The organism is Salipiger mucosus DSM 16094 (assembly GCF_000442255.1).
Taxonomy (GTDB): Bacteria; Pseudomonadota; Alphaproteobacteria; order Rhodobacterales; family Rhodobacteraceae; genus Salipiger; species Salipiger mucosus.
The window spans coordinates 456643-477003 of record NZ_KE557274.1 but is presented as its reverse complement, the minus strand read 5'-3'; the positions used below and the strand labels follow the sequence as shown (position 1 = coordinate 477003).

Genomic DNA, 20361 nt, shown 5'->3' with positions numbered 1-20361 from the left:
TCGTCGGGATAGGTCCGTGGCCGGTGCTTGCTCTGGGGGCGGAGCGGGACGAGAAAGGTGACCGGCGCCCGTTCCGGCTCTTCCGATGATACCGCCACGCGTCCCTTGTCGGGCGCCTTTCCGGGCCTGGTCGCTTTCTTGCCGGATCCCTCGTCTTTCGAAGACGCTCCCAGGCGCGCGGCCTGGGCCCTGGTCATTTTCAGAGTCATTTTCAGGATCCTTCCGGCCGCATGGCTCAGTTCTCTCGTGTCACGCTCAACATCCCGCGGATGATGGCCTGGGTTTTCTGGGAGTTGCGATGCTTGCGTGCAAGCAACCACATTCCCGGGCCGGTCGGGCAGCCCTCATCGAAATATGCTCTGGACGCGTCCTCGATCACCTCTGTCATCGAGGTCCACTCCTCGCTTTTCAGGATCAGGTCCATCATCCCGGCGGTCTGCACGGAGACCGCCTTCACCTGCCGTGCGGCCAGCTCCCGGCAGGTGGCATCCGCGTCCATCGCCGATACGCGAGCCAGGGCCCGGGCAAGGTCAACCTCGATGCCTTCCGCGTAGGTCTCGGCTTCCTGAACACGGCCCTCGCCGACCATGCGAACGAGAACACGCCGGGGATCGGAGTCGGTCCATGCCTTCACCGCGATGATGGCCCAGGCGAGCAAGATCCCCCACAGGATTTCGCGGCGAAAGCCTTTGAGAATCCGGGGCAGGAAGCGGGAGGGAGAGATTTTATTCATGGTTGAAAGAATAGTCGTGAGATACTAAACCTGTCAACAAGAAGGATTTGGAAGGGCGACATGCAGAAGGATATCGTTTTCGACACCGAGACCACCGGGTTTTCTCCCGAGAAAGGTGACAGGATCGTGGAGGTCGGCTGCGTCGAGCTCGTGAACTTTGTGCCCACCGGCAGGGAATTCCATGTCTACATCAACCCAGAACGTTCGGTCCCCCTGGAGGCCGCAAAGATTCATGGCCTCAAGACAGACTTTCTGAAAGACAAGCCGGTTTTCGCGGACATCGTGGATGACTTCCTGGAGTTCATCGGGGACGGTCGACTTGTGGCCCACAATGCGACCTTCGACATGAAGTTCATCAAGGCCGAAGTGAAGAAGGCCGGACGTCCTGCCCTGACCAACAGCGTTGTCGACTCTCTCGTCTTCGCTCGCAAGAAGCTGCCTCACAAAGGCAGTCACAGCCTGGACACGCTTCTCAACCACTACAAGATCGACAAGACCTCCCGGTCTGACGGCCATGGCGCACTCATCGACGCCCATCTTCTCGCCAAGCTCTGGCTCGAACTCAACGGCGGCGCGAACTACTCGCTGGACCTCGAGAAGGATCAGGAGTCGAAAGCGCCATCGAAAAAGCGGACGCGGCCGAACCTGCGCAAGGGTCTGGCACGGAAGGCCACCGGGCGGGCGGGTGCAACGTCGGCCCGAACATCGAATGGACCGGATACCACGCCACAACCGGATGAAGAGCGCCGGGACAGCGGCACGCAGGCGTCCGTCGAAAATAAAATCCTCGGGCTCGTGGAGATTAAGCCGAGCGAAACTGAAGTCTGCGAAAACAAGGTGTTCAGAGAAGCCAACGGCTTTCCCGAGAAAGGTTACATGCATGAATAAAATCGACTTGAACACCCCTGCAGACGCGCCTCGGCAAGGTCAGCCGGGCTCGCCCATCGAGGGCACGATGCATCGGTTGACGGAGACCCTTGCCAAGCACAACCAGCAGCGCAAGGACCTGATGGAGGCGGTCCGGGATCTCAAGAAGGAAAAGGCCGAGTCCCAAGCCGAACTGGCCAGCCTTCGCAGGGAACTGGAAGACAGCCAGGCGGAGCTCGCGAAGGTTCGCGAAAACAGTGCCGCGGAAATCGAGGAAGCCCGGCAGGCCTTCAACGCCCAGATGTCGGCGAACCAGGCCTACAACACCGACCTTGCCAACCGGGTCTCGGCTCTGCTCAAGGAGGTCGAAGCCAGGGACGAGGAAATCAAGGCCCTCACCAAGTCGGTCGAGGAAGCCGAGACGTACGTCGCCGAAGCCGAAGAGATGAAAAAGAAGCTCAACGACACCGTGATGTCGATCCAGAGCGACGCCAATGCCAAGGTCGCAAACGCGCAAACCCGCGCGGAGGAGGCCGAAGCCAAGGCACAGGACCTGATGCACAAGCTTCAGCGTCATCAGCGCAACGCCGCCCGGAAGGTCGATTCCATGACCCGGGATCACGAGTCCGAAATCGGGAAGGTGCGTGCGGATGCCCAGGCGCGCGAAGAGGAGCTGCGGAAGGAGATCGCCCGCCAGCGCGGGCGCGCGGACGACAACGAGCAACAGGTCCAGCACGCGAGGATGGAGAACGAACGCCTCACGACCCTCATGTCTTCGCTCCAGAAGCAGGTCGAAGGACAGCTCGAGCGCGATCTCTGCTTCTCGGATCTGGCAACCGAAGTCGTCGAGATTTCTTCGCCGTCCGATGTCGAGCCCGCCGCCCGGCAGAGCGAACACACACCCAGCGTCGTCCTTCCGTTCCGGCCGGGCGATATCACCGATGCAGAAACCGTGGAGGTCGAAAATGGACGCCGTCAATAACGAAGAGATCTCTCGCGCCAGGGAGCAAGTCGCGAACTTCCGGAATCGCGAGCTGAAGGCAAGCGCGTCCGCGCTTCGCCAGATCTCTCAGCTCGCAAGCCGGACCAGCCAGATGAGCGCGCGCCAGCAGGAGATCAGTCGCCAGAACGAGGCGCTCCTGACGGAGAACGAAAGCCTGCAGGAGAAACTGGACGACAGTGAGGATCAGTGCTCGGCACTGCGAAGCGACGTCGACAGGCTGAACAAGCTCTGCGACGAGCTCAAGACCGAGGTCGACAACCAGGAAAACCGGGCTTCCAACGTCACCGTGGAACGGGACGAGTGGCGGGCCCTCTTCTTCGAACTCAAGGAGGGGATCGAGGAAAGCTTCAGCGACCAGGAAGATACAGTCCAGGTGATCCTGGACGACGAGTCGCCGGCCGGGGCCGTTCCCGCGTAAATTCAGAGAAAGCCCTTCGTTGCATTTGTCGACGAAGGGCTTTCCTCGAGGCAACCAATGCGATTTCTTTCCGAATTCAGAACTTCCGGCCTGGTCATGCTGGCCGCCATCTGCACGATCTCCATGCTGTCAGTGGTGTTCGTGGCTTTGTCCGTCACGGCGACTGTTGCCGACCTCCAGACTCCCTTCGCGAACCTGTCAGAGGTGGAGGCGTCCTCACTCCGCAAGACTGCGGTCACCTTGTCCGAACAGGTCCGGAATCTGGCCATTCTCTCAGGCGTCAGTCTTCTTGGGTTCGGCCTCCTCGGAACCTGTGTCCTGCTTGTACGTCACGCCACCAGATCCGCCGAGAAACATCGACGGAACATGGCAATGAAAACCGTTCGCGGCGTTTCCGACGAGGTCTCGCGCATGCTCAAGCGAGACAGTGACAGCACCTCCGGTCTCCGCCGGAGTACTGCCGCGCTTGACCAGGACACCGATGCCGGCGCCGCGGCGGCCGCGCTCTTCGAGGCTGTCTGGGTCGCGAACGAGGAGCTCTCGAGGCACCGCAGCAAGGTCAATGAACTCGTGGTGGAGAACGCCACGCTGGAACATCGCGTCAAGGATCTCGAGGATACCACTTTCAGGCTTCGAAATAACGGCGGTGACAGCGGGGGCGATGGCGACCGGGTGGCCGACCGGACGTCGGAGGTGCTCGCGCAAATCACGGGCCTCGAGTCCGAGATGGAAGCCTCGATCCCGGAGTTCATCGACGCCTTTCGACGCGAACTTCAGGCCCTCGTCGAGAAGGTCGAGAAGGACCGCCGCCTGGCCGCGCAACGTGACCAGGACCTGGGCGTCACGGCAACCTCGCTGCAGACCCAATTGCGGGCGGTCCGGGACGCTGTCGACGATATCGAAGACGGTATCAAGAACGTCGGAAACATCGCCGAGAGAACCAATAACCTGGCCCTGAATGCCTCCATCGAAGCCTCCCGGGCCGGGGACGCAGGTCGCGGGTTCAGCGTGGTTGCCGGGGAGGTGAAAGGGCTCGCGGAACGCACGAAGCAGTCGACCACGGACATTTCGGGACGCATCAAGCAAGCCAGTGACGTGTCTCGTCAGGCTCTGGCGACGGCCGAAGCCCTTGGCGAAGGAAAAGACGCCGGCCACCCTGCCGATCAGGATTTCGGCCTGGATCAGGAGGAAATCGACAAGATCACCGACCGTTTCCGCTCCAGCCTGTCACAGGACATCCAGTCGACCTGTGCCCGGGCGCGTGCAGCGATCCAGCCAGGGCAGCCGGCGAAGTCATGACCCCGATGTTCGCGCGTCTGGTCCGGCGCGCCGCCGGCGGAGCTCCCTGCCCTCATGCAGGTGAGTGTTGCCGTCCGACAGGCTCACCGCCGACCGCCGTCTTCCGCTTCTGATGTATCATGAGTGCGATTTCCTCGAGTTCCGCACGGTCCCGCTTTTCCTCGGCTTCGCGCAGGCGGGTCCGCGCGGATCCGATGACATGATCGAGAGTCTTCACCTCTGCGAATGACGCCCTGACAGCGGCCTCTTGCTCGGCACGCTTCTGTCTGGTCTCGACCAGATGGGAGTCGATGATACCAGTCTGGGCCTTCACTGATTTCACGAAAAGGGGAATGTAGCCGGCCGTTTCCACCGGCTGTTTCGCGTTGTCCCGCCGGAGGAGCCCGTCGAGGCGAGCCTTCTCCCCGTCCAGCATGCTTTCCTTCTGCCGCAGCTCGCCGAGATGGCCAGCCTGTTTTTCCAGCTCGATGTTTCGGACTTTCCGGACGAGCGCGAGCCCCTTGATCTGTTGTGGTGTCATCGGCGAAAGTTCAAACCTGCTCTTCCATGCGCACCTCGAGTTCGTCCTGCTCGAAGATGCTGCAATGGGTGGCGGCCGCGCAGAAGAGCAGATGGATCTCATTCAGGTCACTGATCTCTTCGTCGAGCATTTCCGCGATGACCAGTTCGAACCCCTGCGACTTGTTGCGGTAAAAGTAGGGCTGAGCCTCGAGATGCTCGCCGATCCGGGCCCCGATGCCAAGCTCACCCTTGGCAATGACGCAGCGAGGGTGATCCAGGTGGACCAGATATTTCTCGATGCCTTCCACGTCTTTGCAGACGCCATCCGTTCCCTTGTCGGCCGCTGATCCGATAATCCAGTTGGACATAATAACCTCGCTGTATTCATTGGAAAATATACACGACGAAGGCTTAAACAATGGTCTATGCGGTGATCGGGCACGGTGACGTGGTGCCTGTTTTCCATGGCCACCTCGGTCGAGATGGTTCTGCTGCCCTCGAAGATGGCTGGTTGGGGACAATCTTTGGTTGACCGTGTCACAAGAATCTAGCCAAGTTGAAATCATGCGAATTACGTGATCTCGCAAGACGATAATATTCAGCTTTCCCGGTACAAGGATCTCTACCTTATGGCTGACGTTCTGGACATATCATTATCATCCGACGGCCTCGACGTAGACATCACAAGCTTTGAAATCTCCGTGGCCGGAGAAATCATGTCCGAAACGGAGTACGCCGAAGGTCCCCTGCCGGCGACGGAGCTCGTCTATTTTGGTCGAGTCATGGAAGTTCCAATCAACCCACTGCCCGGCATCACAGGATCCTCTGGCTCGCAAATGAGGGTCGTTGGCGATGTTTACGTCACGAAGGTTCGTTCGGTTATTGAGGCCTACGAAAATGGCGACATGTTATACAACACGTCGTACCAGTTCGATGCTGCCGCCATTGAACGATCTACATTCTCCACGGTTGGGATTTTTGATGGCCCGACGAGCGACCTGACAAACTACCGGATTGGTCTGAGTTTTAGGGACACGACGTCCTACGAAGCGGTCTCATTCAATGCGTCGGACCTCATGTCGGGTGATCTTTCGTTCGCTCCAAGGATGGAATTCAGGTCTTCCGGCAATAGTACGATTCAGGCTGGCAGTACGGATGACGTGATCTTCGGATCCGATGGTGCCGACACTCTGCAAGGCGGCAGCGGGGAAGATGAACTCATGCCGCACGCTGGTTTCTATGCTGATGAATTCGCTGACCGTCTGACCGGCGGTGATGGCTATGATATTTTCACTATTTCTGTCGTCGCGCAGGGGGAAGGCGGAGGCAACGCGCCAGCCGTCGCTGATATAATCACGGACTTTACCATGCAGGACGTGATTTCCGTCAACGGAGAAGCTAGTTACCGCGACCAGGTCATCGATTTTCAGGACCCTGAAGAGGTGACTTGGCAAGCCATCGGACGGACCTCCACCGAGTCGGAAACCGTGCTGCATTTTGATATCGACTTCGAGGTCGGCGCAGACAGCAGCATCAGGTTGGAAGGCGATTTCCGCGACAAAGTGTTCCTGTACTCGGCCGAACTCGGCACGATTACCATACAGGACGGCGACCCTCTGTTCACAGAAAGCGGGGATGTTGTCGATTTCCGGAATCTGACGGAGGAACAGTTTCTGGGAACCGGAGACAAGAACGCCAACGCCGACGCCCTCGGAGGGGACGATGTTGTCACCCTGCCGGAAGCCTACGAGGACTACGCTAAGTTCCTATATATAACCAGTCACGATGGCGCCTTCGTCTGGGAGTTCCATGGCGGCACCGGGGCAGACATGATCCGTGGCGGCGACGTTCGCGACTACCTGGTCGGTGACCCGGACGGAGCGGCCTTCAATGACACATTGTTGGGTCTCGGCGGCGGCGATTTTCTTTTCGGCGGAGACGGTGACGACGAGCTGGACGGCTTCACGGGAGACGATGAACTGTTCGGAGGGCCCGGAAACGATACGCTCGTGGGCGCATCCGGTGGCTCCGACACATTGAGCGGCGGATCCGGCTCCGGTGATCGCACTGTCTATGAGGATTTTTCAAGGGCGGACGTGGAGGTGACCGCTCCGAGCTGGGTCGAACTGGGTCTCGGGCTGGGCGACTACAAGTTCGAAGTCAGTGGACCTTTGTACACGGATCGAATCCTGCATGATGTGGAAGAGATCCACTTCAACGGCAAGCCACTGGACGTAAAGGCCACCGAATCCATGGCGGCAGCCGGGCAGGCAATACACGCTGGCGCCTATGTTACTGCGGCCGCCGCGGCATTGGGTGGACCGCCCGGATGGGCAGTGGCAGCTGGCATTCTTGTCGCTGCACCGATCTTCGAGCGCTTCGTCATGACGCTGAGATCGGAAGACGTCGGTCGGGCCGCGTTTGTCAATTCCGTCGTGAGTTTGGTGGACGTCACGACCGGATCATTCTTTGGTCGCATGTTGGAAAAAGCGTTCGGCCCTGCCATAAGTCTGCTTCCGGACCCGCTCGAAGCCGCCTTGAACGAGGTCCTAAACAACACGCGCGTGTTTGCGAATGACCTTTACGACGACCTGCTGGAACTCTTCGGCGACGAGGTCGTGACCAATAGGGACGGTTCCCGTTCTTTGTCGCAGAGCTCAGAGGAAGCCGCTCAGGAATTGATCGGCAACGCTCTGGCCGAGGCTCTAATCTCTCGTATTGACGAAGTCACCGTCGCACTCGAGATCGAGTTCGATTCCTATCTGCAGGACTTCGGTCTCGATCTGGAAGCCGTGAAAACCGTCGAGGATACGCCTCCGGATTTAGACGGACTGTCTGACATCTTTTCCGTCGACGTCATGCCTCCTCTCGCGTTGGATCCCGAAGACTCCAGCATCGTTTCGGCCAGTCTCGCTGCCGCGGACGGGCTGATTGTCCAGCACTTCGGACAGGACGACACCATCGTCATATCGGACAGCAGCGTCTCGCAAGACGATGTTACCGTCACCTACGGTTCGGCGATCCTGGATATCGACGCGGACGGAGACGGAAACTCCGATGCCACGATCACGCTGGAAGGCGATTTTTCCGGAGAAAGCTTCGTCGTATCCTCCGACGGTGGAGCCACGAAAATCAGGATCGCGTCCGACGATGGCTGGGTGGTGGGCACGGGAGACGGTGATGAAATCACCGGTGTCGCCGCAGCGGAGATGATCGATGGTCTTGGGGGCGATGACACTGTCACCGGGGCCGGTGGAGATGACACGCTTCTCGGGGGCACCGGAAACGACTGGATACTTGGCTTCGCAGGTCATGACCTGCTGCGCGGCGAAGACGGTCGAGACACCCTCATTGGCGATGCAGGAAACGACCAGCTGTTTGGTGGCGCCGGAAACGACAGGCTCGTCCCGCACGGCGCCGGCGCAGATGTTCTAAATGGAGGAACCGGTGTCGATGAAGTGAACTACATCCGCGCGGATGGCCGGGTCATCGTCGATCTGGAGCGGGATGTCACTGACGAAGACTTCGTCCGCTTTTTCACTCAGGGTGCGGGATCGGGCGATACATTTTTCGGGATCGAAAACGTCATGGGCGGAAACTTCGCCGACAATCTTCGCGGCGACGCCGCCGACAACCATCTCCAAGGTAGCGGGGTATCGGACAGGCTCTACGGCCGCGGCGGCGACGACACGCTCGACGGAGGAACAGGTGCCGACGCACTCTACGGGAACCTCGGCGTAGATATCATGACAGGCGGCAGTGACGAAGGGCGACGTGACCGCTTCATATATTTCCAGACCCAGGAATCCGGACCCGGCGCGGAAAACCGTGACATAATCACCGATTTCGTCCCCGGAGAGGACCGGATCGAGCTGTCGCGCTTCGATGCCGACACCACACAAGGTCACAAGCAGGCCTTCGACTTCATCGGCGACGCCGCCTTCACCTCCGCCGGCCAGCTCGGCTACCGGCATGAGGGCGGCAATACCATCGTCCAGGCCGATTTCGACGGAGACGGTAATGCCGACTTCGAGATCGAACTCACGGGCGCCATGGACCTGACCGAAGCGGATTTCCTGATCTGAAGTCGATGCCCGGACCCTATAAGGGAGGTCCGGGCATCGGAGACCGACAAGGCTGCCGACAGAAACATCATCACGGGCGACATGACCTTCGCGATCCGGGCCGCCCGGGTGACAAATTCCAGGTGCCCGGATATCCCTGCGCCATGGTCAATCAGTACACAGATCTCCTGTTCCAACCACTCAAACTGCCCTGCGGGAAGACCCTGAAGAACCGCATTGCCAAATCGGCGATGTCGGATTCACTCGGGAACGGCCGCGGAAACCCGACAGCCGCCCAAATCCGCCTTTATGAGCGCTGGGCGGAAGGCGGTGTGGCCGTTTCCATTGTCGGTGAGGTGCAAGGGAATCCCAACTTCGCCGAGAAGCCGGGCAACCTCGTTCTCGGCATGGCCTCCGATCCCGACCTCTTCAGGTCCCTGGCGCATCGTGGCGCCGCCAGCAACACGCATCTTTGGCTCCAGCTCGGTCATGCGGGAGCCATGGCCCATCCTCCCATCAGCACGCCGAAAGGGCCCAGCGCGCTGAACATCCCGGGACTGACCTGTGAGGCCCTGACAATTGACGAAGTGCGAACCCTGCCAGCCGAGTTCGCGCGCACCGCCCGCCTGGCGAAGGAACTCGGCTTCGGCGGCGTACAGGTTCACGCAGCACATGGGTTCCTTCTAAGCCAGTTCCTGTCGCCACTGTTCAATAAGAGAGATGACGCCTACGGCGGGCCAATCGAGAACCGCATGCGTCTGCTTCTGGAAGTCGTTGAAGAGATCCGAAGTGAGGTCGGGACGAGATTCCCGGTCGCGCTGAAACTGAACTCGACCGACCAGCTTGAAGGCGGCCTCGGCGAGGAAGATGCGCTGTCCGTCATCGCAGCCCTAGATGGCACATCTATCGACCTGATCGACATCAGTGGTGGCACCTATTTTCCCGGGGCCCGCGCCGCCTCCGACAGCGATGGCTCCGGGCCGTACTTTCTGAAATTTGCGGAGGCTGCGCGCGAGATGACTGGCAAGCCACTCATGTTGACCGGCGGTTTCAAGACCCGCGACCAGGCAATCGATGCACTCAACCGGGGCATCGACATCGTTGGTCTCGCGCGCGCACTCGTTCTCGATCCGGCCCTTCCGAAAGTCTGGAAATCCGAAGCTGTTGACCCCCACTTTCCCCGATTTCAGAATCCTCCGGACGGCGGGGTCACGGCATGGTACACAATGCGCCTCCTCGATATCGGACATGACCGTGAAGGCGAGAACACCTGGGACCTTCGAGCCCAGGTTCAGGCCTATGAAGCCCGTGATCGTGTTCGTGTTCCGGTCTGGAACGCCAACACCTGGGAATGAGTTTCCTGACATTTCCAGGCGCCAAGCGCAAAGGAAACAGGACTTCTGACATGCCCGGGAGGTGGTGCCCACCAACCGTCGGTTGACGAGACCCGAACGAGACAGCAAGCTTCGCACGTCGATTTCAAAGAAAATATTATTGTTCGGAGTTCCCAATGCCCACTGTCTCGGATTTCACCGCCCTGCTCTCCGGCAGCAGCTGGACAGCAGAGGCCGGCACACCAACGGTCCTGACTTTCTCGTTTGCTTCGGGGGAATATCATCCCGGTGTTTACCTCGACAGCACCCTGCCGCTTTCAGACGAGATGTTCTTCAGTATGCAGGCTTTCACCGAGGAACAGCGGAATACCACGCGTCAGGCTCTTGACCTCTGGGCCGACGCCAGCGGACTTGTCTTCGTCGAGCTCGGGACGCCCGGCGCCGTTGGTGACCTGTATTTCGCAAACTATGATTTTTCGCTCGACACGGGCGACACCCTGACTGGCGACGGATTCGCTCTCCACCCCGCCAGATCCCTCAGCCAGCCTTGGGGGGAAACCGCTCGGATCGGAGGCGACGTGCTGATCGACAGCGCAACGATGACCGAGATGCCGCTGGCACTGATCCTCCACGAGACCGGCCGTGCGCTGGGCCTCACGCATCCGTCCGAGGGAGACGTGACGCATTCTCCGGGGGTCCTGGACGGACACGCAACGATCATGGCGCTCGACTTCGACATCTCTGCCTCGCAGCTGGGACCTCTGGACCGAGACGCCATCGGAGCTCTGTACGGTGACGGCTCCCTGGACCCTGAAGCGGCAGGAATCCGAAATTTCTCGGTCGATGAGGTGGCATTCCAGGCCACGCAGGCTTGGGGCGGCGGAGATTCCGAAATCTTCGGAAGCAGTCTCGACGATGTTGTGTCCGCGGGAGCGGGAGACGACACCGTTTCCGGTTTTGAGGGCGCCGATATTTTGCGCGGCGAGGACGGAAGTGATCTTCTTCATGGCCACCTCGGGGCCGATACCCTCGAGGGCGGGAACGGAGCGGACGTTCTCGTCGGTGGATCAGACAACGATGAGCTGCGAGGTGGCGCCGGCAACGACACGTTGCACGGAGACTTTTTCGGCGGCTACCCGCCACTCTATGGAGCCGCTTTCCCGGCATTCGGCGGTTCGGACAGCCTGTTCGGTGACGCCGGCTCAGATGTTCTCCGCGGCGGTGATTACGACGACCTGCTTGTTGGCGGTGATGGTGACGATACCCTTGAAGGCGGCGAGGGCGCAGATACGCTCGAGGGCGGTTCAGGCGCCGACAGTTTTATCGGCGGTCCAGGGGATCTTGCTGGTTGGGAGATCGATACCGCCTCGTTTGCAAACGCAGGCGGACGCGTGCTCGTCGACTTGCAACAGGATGTCTCTGAAGCCGTCTTCGCGAAGTTCTTCGAAGAGGGCGCTCCCGAAGGCGATACATTCACGGCGATCGATGCCCTGATCGGAAGCCGGTTCTCTGACAACCTGCGCGGAGACGCCGCCTGGAATATTCTCGAAGGCGGCGCGGGGTGGGACCGCCTCTACGGACGCGCGGGCAATGACGAGATCCATGGCGGCGGGGGCACGGACGCGATCTACGGGAACCTCGGCGCCGATGTCATGAGTGGCGGCACGCAGGCCCAGCGCGACCGCTATATCTATTTCAGCGCCGCGGAGAGCGGCGTCGGCGCGAGCGCGCGGGATGTCATCATCGATTTTCAGCCCGGCATCGACCGAATTGAGATCAGCCGCCTGGATGCCGACACCACACAAGGTCACAAGCAGGCCTTCGACTTCATCGGCGACGCCGCCTTCACCTCCGCCGGCCAGCTCGGCTACCGACATGACGGCGGCAACACCATCGTACAGGCCGACTTCGACGGCGACGGCGCGGCCGACTTCGAGATCGAACTCACTGGCGTCATGGACGTGACCGAAGCGGACTTCCTGATTTGAAGCTGACCGACCGCAGTTCAGAGGGCGGCCTTGCCTAGCATGGATGCCTCCGACTGAAGTCTTGGCGCAAGAATCTTTCATGAGCGCGCGGCATCTGTCAGGGTTCGCACAGGGAGGACTTCAAGATGGCTTCAGGGTCTCGGCATGTCGATCATGTTCTGGGGATTGCGACGCATCCAGGTGCCGCAGCGAAGTCGCGCCTCGCCGCATCGTGGAGACGGTCACTCGATCATCACGGACTGGATCCCGGTCAAAGGGACGGCGTGCACCGTATCGCCGGAGAAGAGCTGGCATACCGCAAAGAGCGCTCGGAAGGCATGATCCGAGCGGCCAGTCCGAAATTGGATGCCCTGTTCCAACTCGTGGGTAGTTCCGGATGTGGAGTGCTGCTTACCGATGCTGACGGCGTCGTTCTGGATTTCCGTACGGCCGATGGTGACCGGTCTACGTTCGAATCCTGGGGACTGATTCCCGGGTCGGACTGGTCTGAGGCAAGCGAAGGAACCAACGGGATCGGCACCTGCATCGCCGAGGGGCGCCGCGTGATCATCCACCGCGATGAGCACTTTCATGCGCGGAACACCGGGATGAGCTGTATGGACGCGCCGATTTTCGGGGCGCAGGGGGAGCTCATCGGCTCGCTCGATGTATCGTCGGCGCGCGCTGATCAGACAGAGGCTTTCAACCACCTCATTGGCGCGATGGTGAGCCAGACCGCGCGGCAAATCGAAACCGACAATTTTCGCGGAGCTTTCCCTAACACGCGGATCATTGTGGCCAACACGGATGACAGCGAAGCGGCAATGCTTCTGGCAGTTGACCAAGACGATATCGTTCTCGGTGCGACGCGCGGGGCTCGGAAGGCGTTCCGTCTGGCCCCCTCGGGAGCCATTGCACCAATGGCCGCCTCCGACATCTTTGGGCGCGAGGACGGGCCTACCGGCTTCGAAAAGGCCGAACGTGCGGCAATGAAAAGGGCCCTGATACGAGCAAACGGGAACATATCCGAGGCAGCCCGAAGTCTCGGTATCGGCCGGGCAACACTATACCGACGGATGAAAAGGCTCGGCATGAGCACAAAACAAGATTGATCTGTCTCAGGCCTGAGACAGGTCTCCCAGACTTGCTTCGTATCGTGGGATGACGCACCTCTCGCCTTGGATCAACCTCCGTTCAGCTACCGGTGGAGGACCGGAGCACAAGTGGAGGACATCCGATGAACGCACTGACGCAGGTCGTGAGCAAGCACGTCTCACCCTTTAAATCCCGCTACGACAACTTCATCGGGGGCAAGTTTGTCGCGCCGACGAAAGGACAATATTTCGACAACGTAACCCCGATCACAGGCGAAAAGGTCTGCGAAGTGGCCAGATCGAGCGCTGAAGACGTCGAGCTAGCGCTGGACGCGGCTCACGCCGCAAAGGATGCATGGGGAAAGTTGAGCGCCACGGAGCGCTCGAACCTGCTTCTCAAGATCGCCGACCGCATCGAGCAGAATTTGGAACTGATCGCGACGGCGGAGACCTGGGACAACGGCAAGCCGATCCGCGAGACGATGGCCGCAGATATCCCATTGGCGGTAGACCATTTCCGCTACTTCGCAGGTGTTCTACGTGGCCAGGAAGGAACCATGTCGGAGATCGATCACGACACCGTGGCTTACCATTTCCACGAACCTCTTGGCGTCGTCGGCCAGATCATCCCTTGGAACTTTTCTATCCTCATGGCGGCCTGGAAGCTGGCACCGGCGCTTGCTGCAGGAAACTGCATCGTCCTGAAGCCGGCGGAACAAACCCCGGCCGCGATCATGGTGCTGATCGATGTCATCGGTGATTTGCTGCCTGACGGTGTGCTCAATATCGTCAACGGGATGGGCCCCGAGGTTGGCGGTCCCCTGGCACAAAGCCACCGTATCGCGAAGATCGCATTTACAGGATCGACCGAGACCGGCCGGGTCATCATGAAAGCGGCTACCAACAACCTGATCCCGGTGACTCTGGAGCTTGGCGGAAAGAGCCCGAACATCTTTTTCTCCGACGTCATGGCCGAGGACGACGCGTTCCTGGACAAGGCGGTAGAAGGTTTCGTTCTCTTCGCCTTCAACCAGGGTGAAGTCTGTACCTGTCCGTCCCGAGCGCTGATCCAGGAAGATATTTACGAGGATTTCATCACGCGCTGCATCGAACGCGTCAAAGCCATCAAGCAGGGCGATCCCCGGGAGATGGAAACCATGGTCGGTGCGCAGGCCAGCAAGGAACAACAGGACAAGATCATGTCCTACCTGACCATCGGTGTCGAAGAGGGAGCAGAAGTTCTCGCCGGCGGTGAGGTAGCATGCTTCAACGGCGAACTTGAGAACGGATACTATGTTCAACCCACGATCCTGAAAGGACACAACAAGATGCGTGTCTTCCAGGAAGAGATCTTCGGCCCCGTCGTGTCGGTGACCACCTTCAAGACCGAAGAGGAGGCTCTCGCCATCGCCAATGACACCATGTACGGTCTCGGCGCTGGTGTCTGGACCCGCGACGCCACCCGGGCCTATCGTTGCGGGCGAAACATCGAGGCCGGGCGCGTTTGGGTCAACAACTACCATGCATACCCCGCCCACGCTGCCTTCGGCGGCTACAAGCAATCAGGCGTTGGTCGAGAAAACCACAAGATGATGCTCGACCACTACCAACAGACCAAGAACATGCTCGTCAGTTATAATCCCAACAAGCTTGGCTTCTTCTGATGTGATCTTGCGCTTCGATGCCGGCCTCGTTGGCCGGCATCGTCTGTTATTACGTTGCGTATCGTGATCAGGAATAACCCAGGATCGCCCTGACACCGGCCAGGTCGTGGTGTGAATAGCCCCGTGTATCGTGGACGCCTTCTTCGCTAATTTTGAGGCAAGGAGGCCATGATGAGCAGCAGCAAGTTCAGCGATGAGTTCAAGCGGGACGCGGTCGCGCAGATCACCGAACGGGGCTACCCGGTCAGGGAAGTGTCGGAGCGTTTGGGGGTCAGCGCGTATTCGCTCTACGCCTGGAAGAAGAAGTTCGCGAAGGCGTCCTCGGGAGAGGCGGAGAAGGACGCCGAGATCCGGCGTCTGAAGAAGGAGCTGGCGCGGGTCTCGGAGGAGCGCGACATCCTAAAAAACCGTTCCGGGCCACAGCCCGCCTGTGCGCGGTAGCAACAGCTTGTGCTAAGCTCGTAGTGAGGGGCAGTTGCCGATGGCTTATTGGTGGGCTGGACCCCGTTAAAAAACGTGGCACATGGGCTGATGCGCACTTGAGAGTGGTGACGGCGCGCTCGCGGCGATCCCGGATAGGAAGATGACGAACTTGCATGGCCCACGCCCTTCGTTCTGAACGGAGGAGATGTCATGCCCAGACTTACGACCGGCGACCACCCGGACCTGAAGATGGTCAATCCCAATGCGGCCGCGATCGACATCGGCTCGACGATGCACATGGCAGCGGTAAACCCGTCCAGCTGTGACATGCCGGTGCGCGCCTTCGGCACGTTCACCCAGGATCTGCACGACCTCGCCGACTGGTTCCGGTCTTGCGGCGTCACCAGCCTGGCCATGGAATCCACCGGCGTCTACTGGATCCCGGCGTTCGAGATCCTCGAGGCCCGAGGCTTCGAGGTGATCCTGGTGAACGCCCGTTATGCCAAGAACGTGCCCGGCCGCAAAACCGATGTCAGCGATGCAGGATGGCTGCGCCAGTTGCATTCCTACGGCCTGCTGCGTGGTAGTTTCCGCCCCGAAGCCGAGATCGCAACCCTGCGTGCTTACATGCGCCAGCGCGAACGTCTCACAGAGTATGCGGCCGCTCATATTCAACACATGCAGAAGGCGCTGATGGAGATGAACTTACAGCTGCACCATGTCGTCTCCGACATCACCGGCGCGACCGGCATGAAGATCATTCGCGCCATCGTCGCGGGTGAGCGCGATCCGGACGTGCTGGCCGATTACCGGGATGTGCGATGCAAATCCTCGCCGGAGACGATCCGGGCAGCACTTGTGGGCAATGACCGGGCGGAACATGTCTTCGCTCTGGCGCAGTCGCTTGACCTTTACGACTTCTACAAAGCCAAGATCGAGGAATGTGATCAGCGGCTGGAGGCGGCTGTTGCCGCCCTCTCAGTCAAGGGAGGGGACGATCGGCCCCCGCTGCCGAAGGCCCGGATCAAAGGTAGGCAAGTCAATGCACCGGCCTTCGACGTGCGAGCAGCACTTTACGGGGTATTGGGAACCGACCTGACCCAGATACATGGCCTTGGTCCTTCGCTGGCGCTGAAGCTGGTGGCTGAGTGCGGCACTGATCTGCGCGCGTGGAAGACGGCAAAGCACTTCACATCCTGGCTCTGCCTGGCACCCGGCAACAAGATCTCCGGGGGCAAGCTTCTGTCGTCGAAGACGCGGCGCTCCTCGAGCCGGGCGGCGGCCCTGTTGCGATTGGCCGCCACAACCATCGGACGCAGCGACACCGCTCTGGGCGCCTTCTATCGCCGTCTCTCGGCGCGGATCGGAAAGCAGAAGGCGGTGACGGCGACCGCCCGCAAGATCGCCGTCCTGTTCTACAACGCCATCCGGCATGGAATGACTTATCAGGATCAGGGCGCCGCAGCCTATGATGAGCGACACCGCCAGCGCGTTCTCGCAAACCTCCAGCGGCGCGCCAAGACCCTGGGCTACGCCTTGGCGCCCGTTTTGCCTGAACCGGCTGTTTCTTAGGAAGGGCGAGGCATGTCCGCCATTGGTCCGAGGACAATGCCGAGCGCGTATTTCGCCAGGGATGCAAAGTGAGATACGCGTTCGTGGCCGAGCATCGCGGGCAGTTCTCCGTCAGGGCGATGTGCCGGTGTCTGTGCATCCAACCGAGCGGCTTCTATGCGTGGGTGAAGGCGCCGCTCAGCAAGCGCGCCCAGGAAGACGCCCGCCAGACCGAACTGCTGAAGGAGGCCTGGGTCGAAAGCGGCAAGGTCTATGGGCACCGCAAGCTTCACGACGATCTTCTCGATCAGGGCGAAAGTGCCTGTCTGAACCGCGTTGCCCGCCTGACCAGGCTGGCCGGGATCACGGCACAGATCGGCTACAAGCGCCGCCCCGGGAAGTATGGCGGCAAACCCTCGGTCGTGGTCGACAACACCTTGGATCGACAGTTCGACGTGGAGGCTCCGGACAAGGTCTGGGTGACCGACATCACCTACATACGGACGCAAGAAGGCTTCGCTTACCTCGCTGTCGTAATCGACCTGTTTTCTCGGCGCGTGGTCGGATGGTGCATGCGGTCACGCCAGACGACCGACGTCGTGCTCCAGGCCCTGCTCATGGCCACATGGCGAAGGAAGCCGAAGGCTGAGGTGCTGATCCACTCGGATCAGGGCAGCCAGTTCACAAGCATAGACTGGGCCGCTTTCCTGAAAGCCCACGACCTCGAGCATTCCATGAGCCGACGCGGCAATTGCCACGACAACGCCGTCGCCGAGAGCTTCTTCAACCTCCTCAAGCGCGAGAGGATCAGGCGCCGCACCTACCGGACCCGCCAAGAAGCGCGGCGGGACGTGTTCGACTACATCGAGATGTTCTACAATCCAAAGCGCAAGCACGCGCGGAACGGAATGCTGCCGCCTGTCGAGTTCGAGCGGCAGCAAAAACTGAGACAAGAAGGCGTCTAAGAAACGCGGGGCTATTCAGTGGTCTGCGCCGATCTTCCATTGGAAGAGCCCGATGATTTCATCCTCGTCGGGCTCTCCCACCCCGAGATCGGAGACCTTTTTCTTGTGCGAGGCCTGGTGCACCGCCTGCCCGGAGAAATGCGAGAGCTCCGCCTCCGCCGGAACAGAAAAGGTTTCCCGGAAATACGCCTCGTCGGAGACCAGCCGCTCCATCTGCACGGTCTCGCATCGGGCCTTCAGCGCCGCGACCGTGAAGCTCATGACGTGGTTCACCGCAAACGCGAAGAGCGCATTCGGGAACGTGTTCCGCACCGGTGATTGCGCCAGGACCTCCCGGTCGAAGGCCACCAGTTGCATCTGGGCACCCTCGTCTCCGGACAGGACCTTTTTCACGATCCATGCATAGCAGCTGCGGATCTGTCTGATGGGGTCCCGAACGATGACCATGTGGCGCCCGCCCTTCATACGCGTCAGGGCCCGGGCTTCTCCGGGTTTGAAGACGGAATGCACCGCGTATGCTCGGCGACCCTCCACCTCACTGGCCTTCATCGCCTCGAGAAAATCAGAAAGCGTCATGTCGTCATGCCCGAGCGGTCCCTTTTTCAGGAAGTTCTTGGACCCGTGACTGACATCCGCGTTCGGGATCTCCTCGAGGATGCGACAGATCGTATGCGTGCCGGCGAAGCCGATGGAGTCGGCGATGATCATGTTGAGAATACCTGTTCTTGGTTCCGCGCCAATGTCACCGGTCGAGGATAAAGTGAGGTGAAAACGACCGTTCTTCGCCGCCGATCAGACCGTCGTTTTCGGCAACCATCATCCCGACGCAGGCGTCCTCGACCATCCAGGATCCGATCACGGCACTCCGCGCCGGCGACAGCGCACCGGGCGGCGTACGGCTTCCCTCAAACACGGGAACGTCGGTCGCGTCCTGCAGAATGCCGGCCGCCGCGCCTTCCAAAATGACACCCTGCTCCTCCCGGGCCAGGACGCGGCCGTTTTTTCGCGCCTCGATGCCTTCCCCATTTCCCGAGAAAAGCGGCTTGAAAAAATGGAGCCCGTCGAAATCCACGTCCTCATCCAGGAAGGCGGATTTCAGGATGTTCGGGTGGCCGCGGTGACGTTCCCAGAGCAACGGCAGCAAGGCCTTGCTCGACAGGATCGATTTCCATGCAGGCTCGACCATCCGGCAGCCGCTCGCAGGGATCGCTTCGCAGAACGCCTCGAAGAACATGAAATCCCAGGCATAGAATTTCACGAGATCCCGGATGATCCGCTGATTGCCGTCGGTGAAATGGCCATCCTGATCGATCCTGATTTCGTCCATCAACGTGAAGTGCGGCGTCGATCCGTTCTCAAACAACAGGCGGCCAAGCAACTCGGTGTATGCGTAGTCCTCCTCGAATGAAGCGCAGGTGAAGTGCACGTCGCTCCCGGCCGGGTAGATCGCTGCAAGCCGATCCCGGAGCGCTTCTTGCAAGGTATTGAACTGGCCGGCATCTCCGGGAAGAACGCCGAGATCAATCTGCTCCGCGAGCCAGTCGCTCTGTGTCACCGAGCTCTCGACCCCCATCCCCGGGGTCTCCGCGTTGTACTCAAGCATCTTCGGAACACCGCCCCCGCCCAGCGCCAGATCGAACCGGCCGGCAATACCCCGGTCGCGCTCCGTCCGCCAACTCTCGGCGATCATGTTCCAGTGCACCTCCGGAATCCCGAAGCGTCGCATCAAGGCTTCCGTTTCCACCACATCAGACACCAGATCGAGACACATCGCATGGAGCTCGTCGGAGGCATGCCGGATCCGGTCAACCTCTCCCGGACTGAGCTCGTATACTCGGCCCTCTGACCAGTAGACTTCTCCATCGACCGTGTGGAACGGAAGGCCGGTATCCTCGACCTTTGACTGCCAACCCTCTCGGGGCGTGAATTCTTTGAGTCGCAACAAGAGCTCCATTCTAAACTTACACGGTGGAGGTACACCAAAGAATATAAGTTGACAAGACACCCTATTCTTTTCTATTCTATTTTTACTAGGAGAGAGTATGCCCAAGAAAATGACGCCGGCCGAGAAGCTCGTCGGTCGCAAAGTGCCCAAGCAACCGAAATACATCGACCAGGTGATGGCCCGTTTCGTCCGAAACCGGGATGCCGAAGGTGCTGATCGGTTCGGTGCCCGCGCAACACCCGACGAGTCCTGGTTGCGCCGCGCTCACAGGCAAGCACGCAAGAACGGGTGGATCCGGGTTGGCCTCAAGGTCAAGATCGGCACCTGCCGCCAGTCCAATCTCTGGTTCCTGACGGAAACCGGGCAAGCGGCCCTCACCCTAACGCGCAACGAACGCAACATCGCGTTCTGAGCGCCGGGTGGGGTGCAGACTAAGAAAGGAGAAATCCAATCTACGTTAGTGGCGTGATGAAATGCTTTGGTGAACGCCAGCCATTGCCTCTTTCGCCCAGCTTTAAGTCTCTCGCGCGAGC

Annotated in this window: 16 protein-coding genes and 2 pseudogenes; 13 read left to right on the top strand and 5 right to left on the bottom strand. The window is 60.1% G+C overall.

Annotated features, from left to right (window positions below; translation table 11 throughout):
• Positions 1-235: 235 nt before the first annotated feature.
• Positions 236-733 carry a hypothetical protein gene (locus SALMUC_RS08360; RefSeq protein WP_020042014.1) on the bottom strand — a complete coding sequence of 166 codons (498 nt, stop codon included), beginning with the start codon at positions 731-733 and terminating at the stop codon, positions 236-238.
• A gap of 60 nt (positions 734-793) precedes the next feature.
• On the opposite strand from SALMUC_RS08360, the gene dnaQ reads away from it, so the two are divergent.
• The 4 genes from dnaQ to SALMUC_RS31515 all read left to right on the top strand — a co-directional run bounded on the left by dnaQ (position 794) and on the right by SALMUC_RS31515 (position 4320).
• Positions 794-1621 carry a DNA polymerase III subunit epsilon gene (gene dnaQ / locus SALMUC_RS08355; RefSeq protein WP_021120078.1) on the top strand — a complete coding sequence of 276 codons (828 nt, stop codon included), beginning with the start codon at positions 794-796 and terminating at the stop codon, positions 1619-1621.
• Positions 1622-1742: 121 nt separating this feature from the next.
• Entirely contained in the window at positions 1743-2582 is an 840-nt protein-coding gene (locus SALMUC_RS08350; RefSeq protein WP_156883438.1) for a coiled-coil domain-containing protein, read from the top strand.
• A gap of 112 nt (positions 2583-2694) precedes the next feature.
• Positions 2695-3021, top strand: a complete 327-nt coding sequence (locus SALMUC_RS08345; protein WP_021120076.1) for a hypothetical protein — start codon at positions 2695-2697, stop codon at positions 3019-3021.
• 57 nt (positions 3022-3078) lie between these two features.
• Positions 3079-4320 carry a methyl-accepting chemotaxis protein gene (locus SALMUC_RS31515; protein WP_020042017.1) on the top strand — a complete coding sequence of 414 codons (1242 nt, stop codon included), beginning with the start codon at positions 3079-3081 and terminating at the stop codon, positions 4318-4320.
• A 52-nt stretch (positions 4321-4372) separates the two neighbouring features.
• On the opposite strand, the gene SALMUC_RS08335 is transcribed toward SALMUC_RS31515, so the two are convergent.
• Positions 4373-4840: a hypothetical protein gene (locus SALMUC_RS08335; protein WP_020042018.1), complete on the bottom strand. Its 468-nt coding sequence runs from the start codon at positions 4838-4840 to the stop codon at positions 4373-4375.
• A gap of 10 nt (positions 4841-4850) precedes the next feature.
• Positions 4851-5189 (bottom strand): hypothetical protein, encoded by a 339-nt coding sequence (locus tag SALMUC_RS08330; protein WP_020042019.1) that lies wholly within the window; start codon positions 5187-5189, stop codon positions 4851-4853.
• A gap of 261 nt (positions 5190-5450) precedes the next feature.
• On the opposite strand from SALMUC_RS08330, the gene SALMUC_RS28135 reads away from it, so the two are divergent.
• The 8 genes and pseudogenes from SALMUC_RS28135 to SALMUC_RS08290 form a co-directional block, all read left to right on the top strand.
• Positions 5451-8906 (top strand): calcium-binding protein, encoded by a 3456-nt coding sequence (locus tag SALMUC_RS28135; RefSeq protein WP_020042020.1) that lies wholly within the window; start codon positions 5451-5453, stop codon positions 8904-8906.
• Between the two features lie 143 nt (positions 8907-9049).
• A complete protein-coding gene (locus SALMUC_RS08320; RefSeq protein WP_020042021.1) occupies positions 9050-10240 on the top strand; it encodes an NADH:flavin oxidoreductase/NADH oxidase family protein in 1191 nt (396 codons plus the stop codon).
• A 155-nt stretch (positions 10241-10395) separates the two neighbouring features.
• On the top strand, positions 10396-12207 hold the full coding sequence (locus SALMUC_RS08315; protein WP_020042022.1) for a M10 family metallopeptidase C-terminal domain-containing protein: 1812 nt from the start codon (positions 10396-10398) through the stop codon (positions 12205-12207).
• A gap of 317 nt (positions 12208-12524) precedes the next feature.
• Positions 12525-13298, top strand: a complete 774-nt coding sequence (locus SALMUC_RS08310; RefSeq protein ID WP_084513944.1) for a GAF domain-containing protein — start codon at positions 12525-12527, stop codon at positions 13296-13298.
• A 125-nt stretch (positions 13299-13423) separates the two neighbouring features.
• On the top strand, positions 13424-14944 hold the full coding sequence (gene adh / locus SALMUC_RS08305) for an aldehyde dehydrogenase (RefSeq protein WP_020042025.1): 1521 nt from the start codon (positions 13424-13426) through the stop codon (positions 14942-14944).
• A gap of 171 nt (positions 14945-15115) precedes the next feature.
• Positions 15116-15349, top strand: a pseudogene (locus tag SALMUC_RS08300) (transposase); the annotation flags it as partial.
• Positions 15350-15577: 228 nt separating this feature from the next.
• On the top strand, positions 15578-16939 hold the full coding sequence (locus tag SALMUC_RS08295) for an IS110 family RNA-guided transposase (RefSeq protein ID WP_020042027.1): 1362 nt from the start codon (positions 15578-15580) through the stop codon (positions 16937-16939).
• A gap of 44 nt (positions 16940-16983) precedes the next feature.
• Positions 16984-17883, top strand: a pseudogene (locus tag SALMUC_RS08290) (IS3 family transposase); the annotation flags it as partial.
• A gap of 15 nt (positions 17884-17898) precedes the next feature.
• Here the strand turns inward: SALMUC_RS08290 and SALMUC_RS08285 are convergent.
• Together SALMUC_RS08285 and SALMUC_RS08280 are read right to left on the bottom strand one after the other, a co-directional pair.
• Positions 17899-18591: a hypothetical protein gene (locus SALMUC_RS08285; protein WP_020042029.1), complete on the bottom strand. Its 693-nt coding sequence runs from the start codon at positions 18589-18591 to the stop codon at positions 17899-17901.
• Positions 18592-18625: 34 nt separating this feature from the next.
• A complete protein-coding gene (locus SALMUC_RS08280) occupies positions 18626-19825 on the bottom strand; it encodes a glutathionylspermidine synthase family protein (RefSeq protein WP_020042030.1) in 1200 nt (399 codons plus the stop codon).
• Positions 19826-19925: 100 nt separating this feature from the next.
• On the opposite strand from SALMUC_RS08280, the gene SALMUC_RS29660 reads away from it, so the two are divergent.
• A complete protein-coding gene (locus SALMUC_RS29660; protein WP_020042031.1) occupies positions 19926-20240 on the top strand; it encodes an MPN domain-containing protein in 315 nt (104 codons plus the stop codon).
• The last annotated feature ends 121 nt before the right edge of the window (positions 20241-20361 follow it).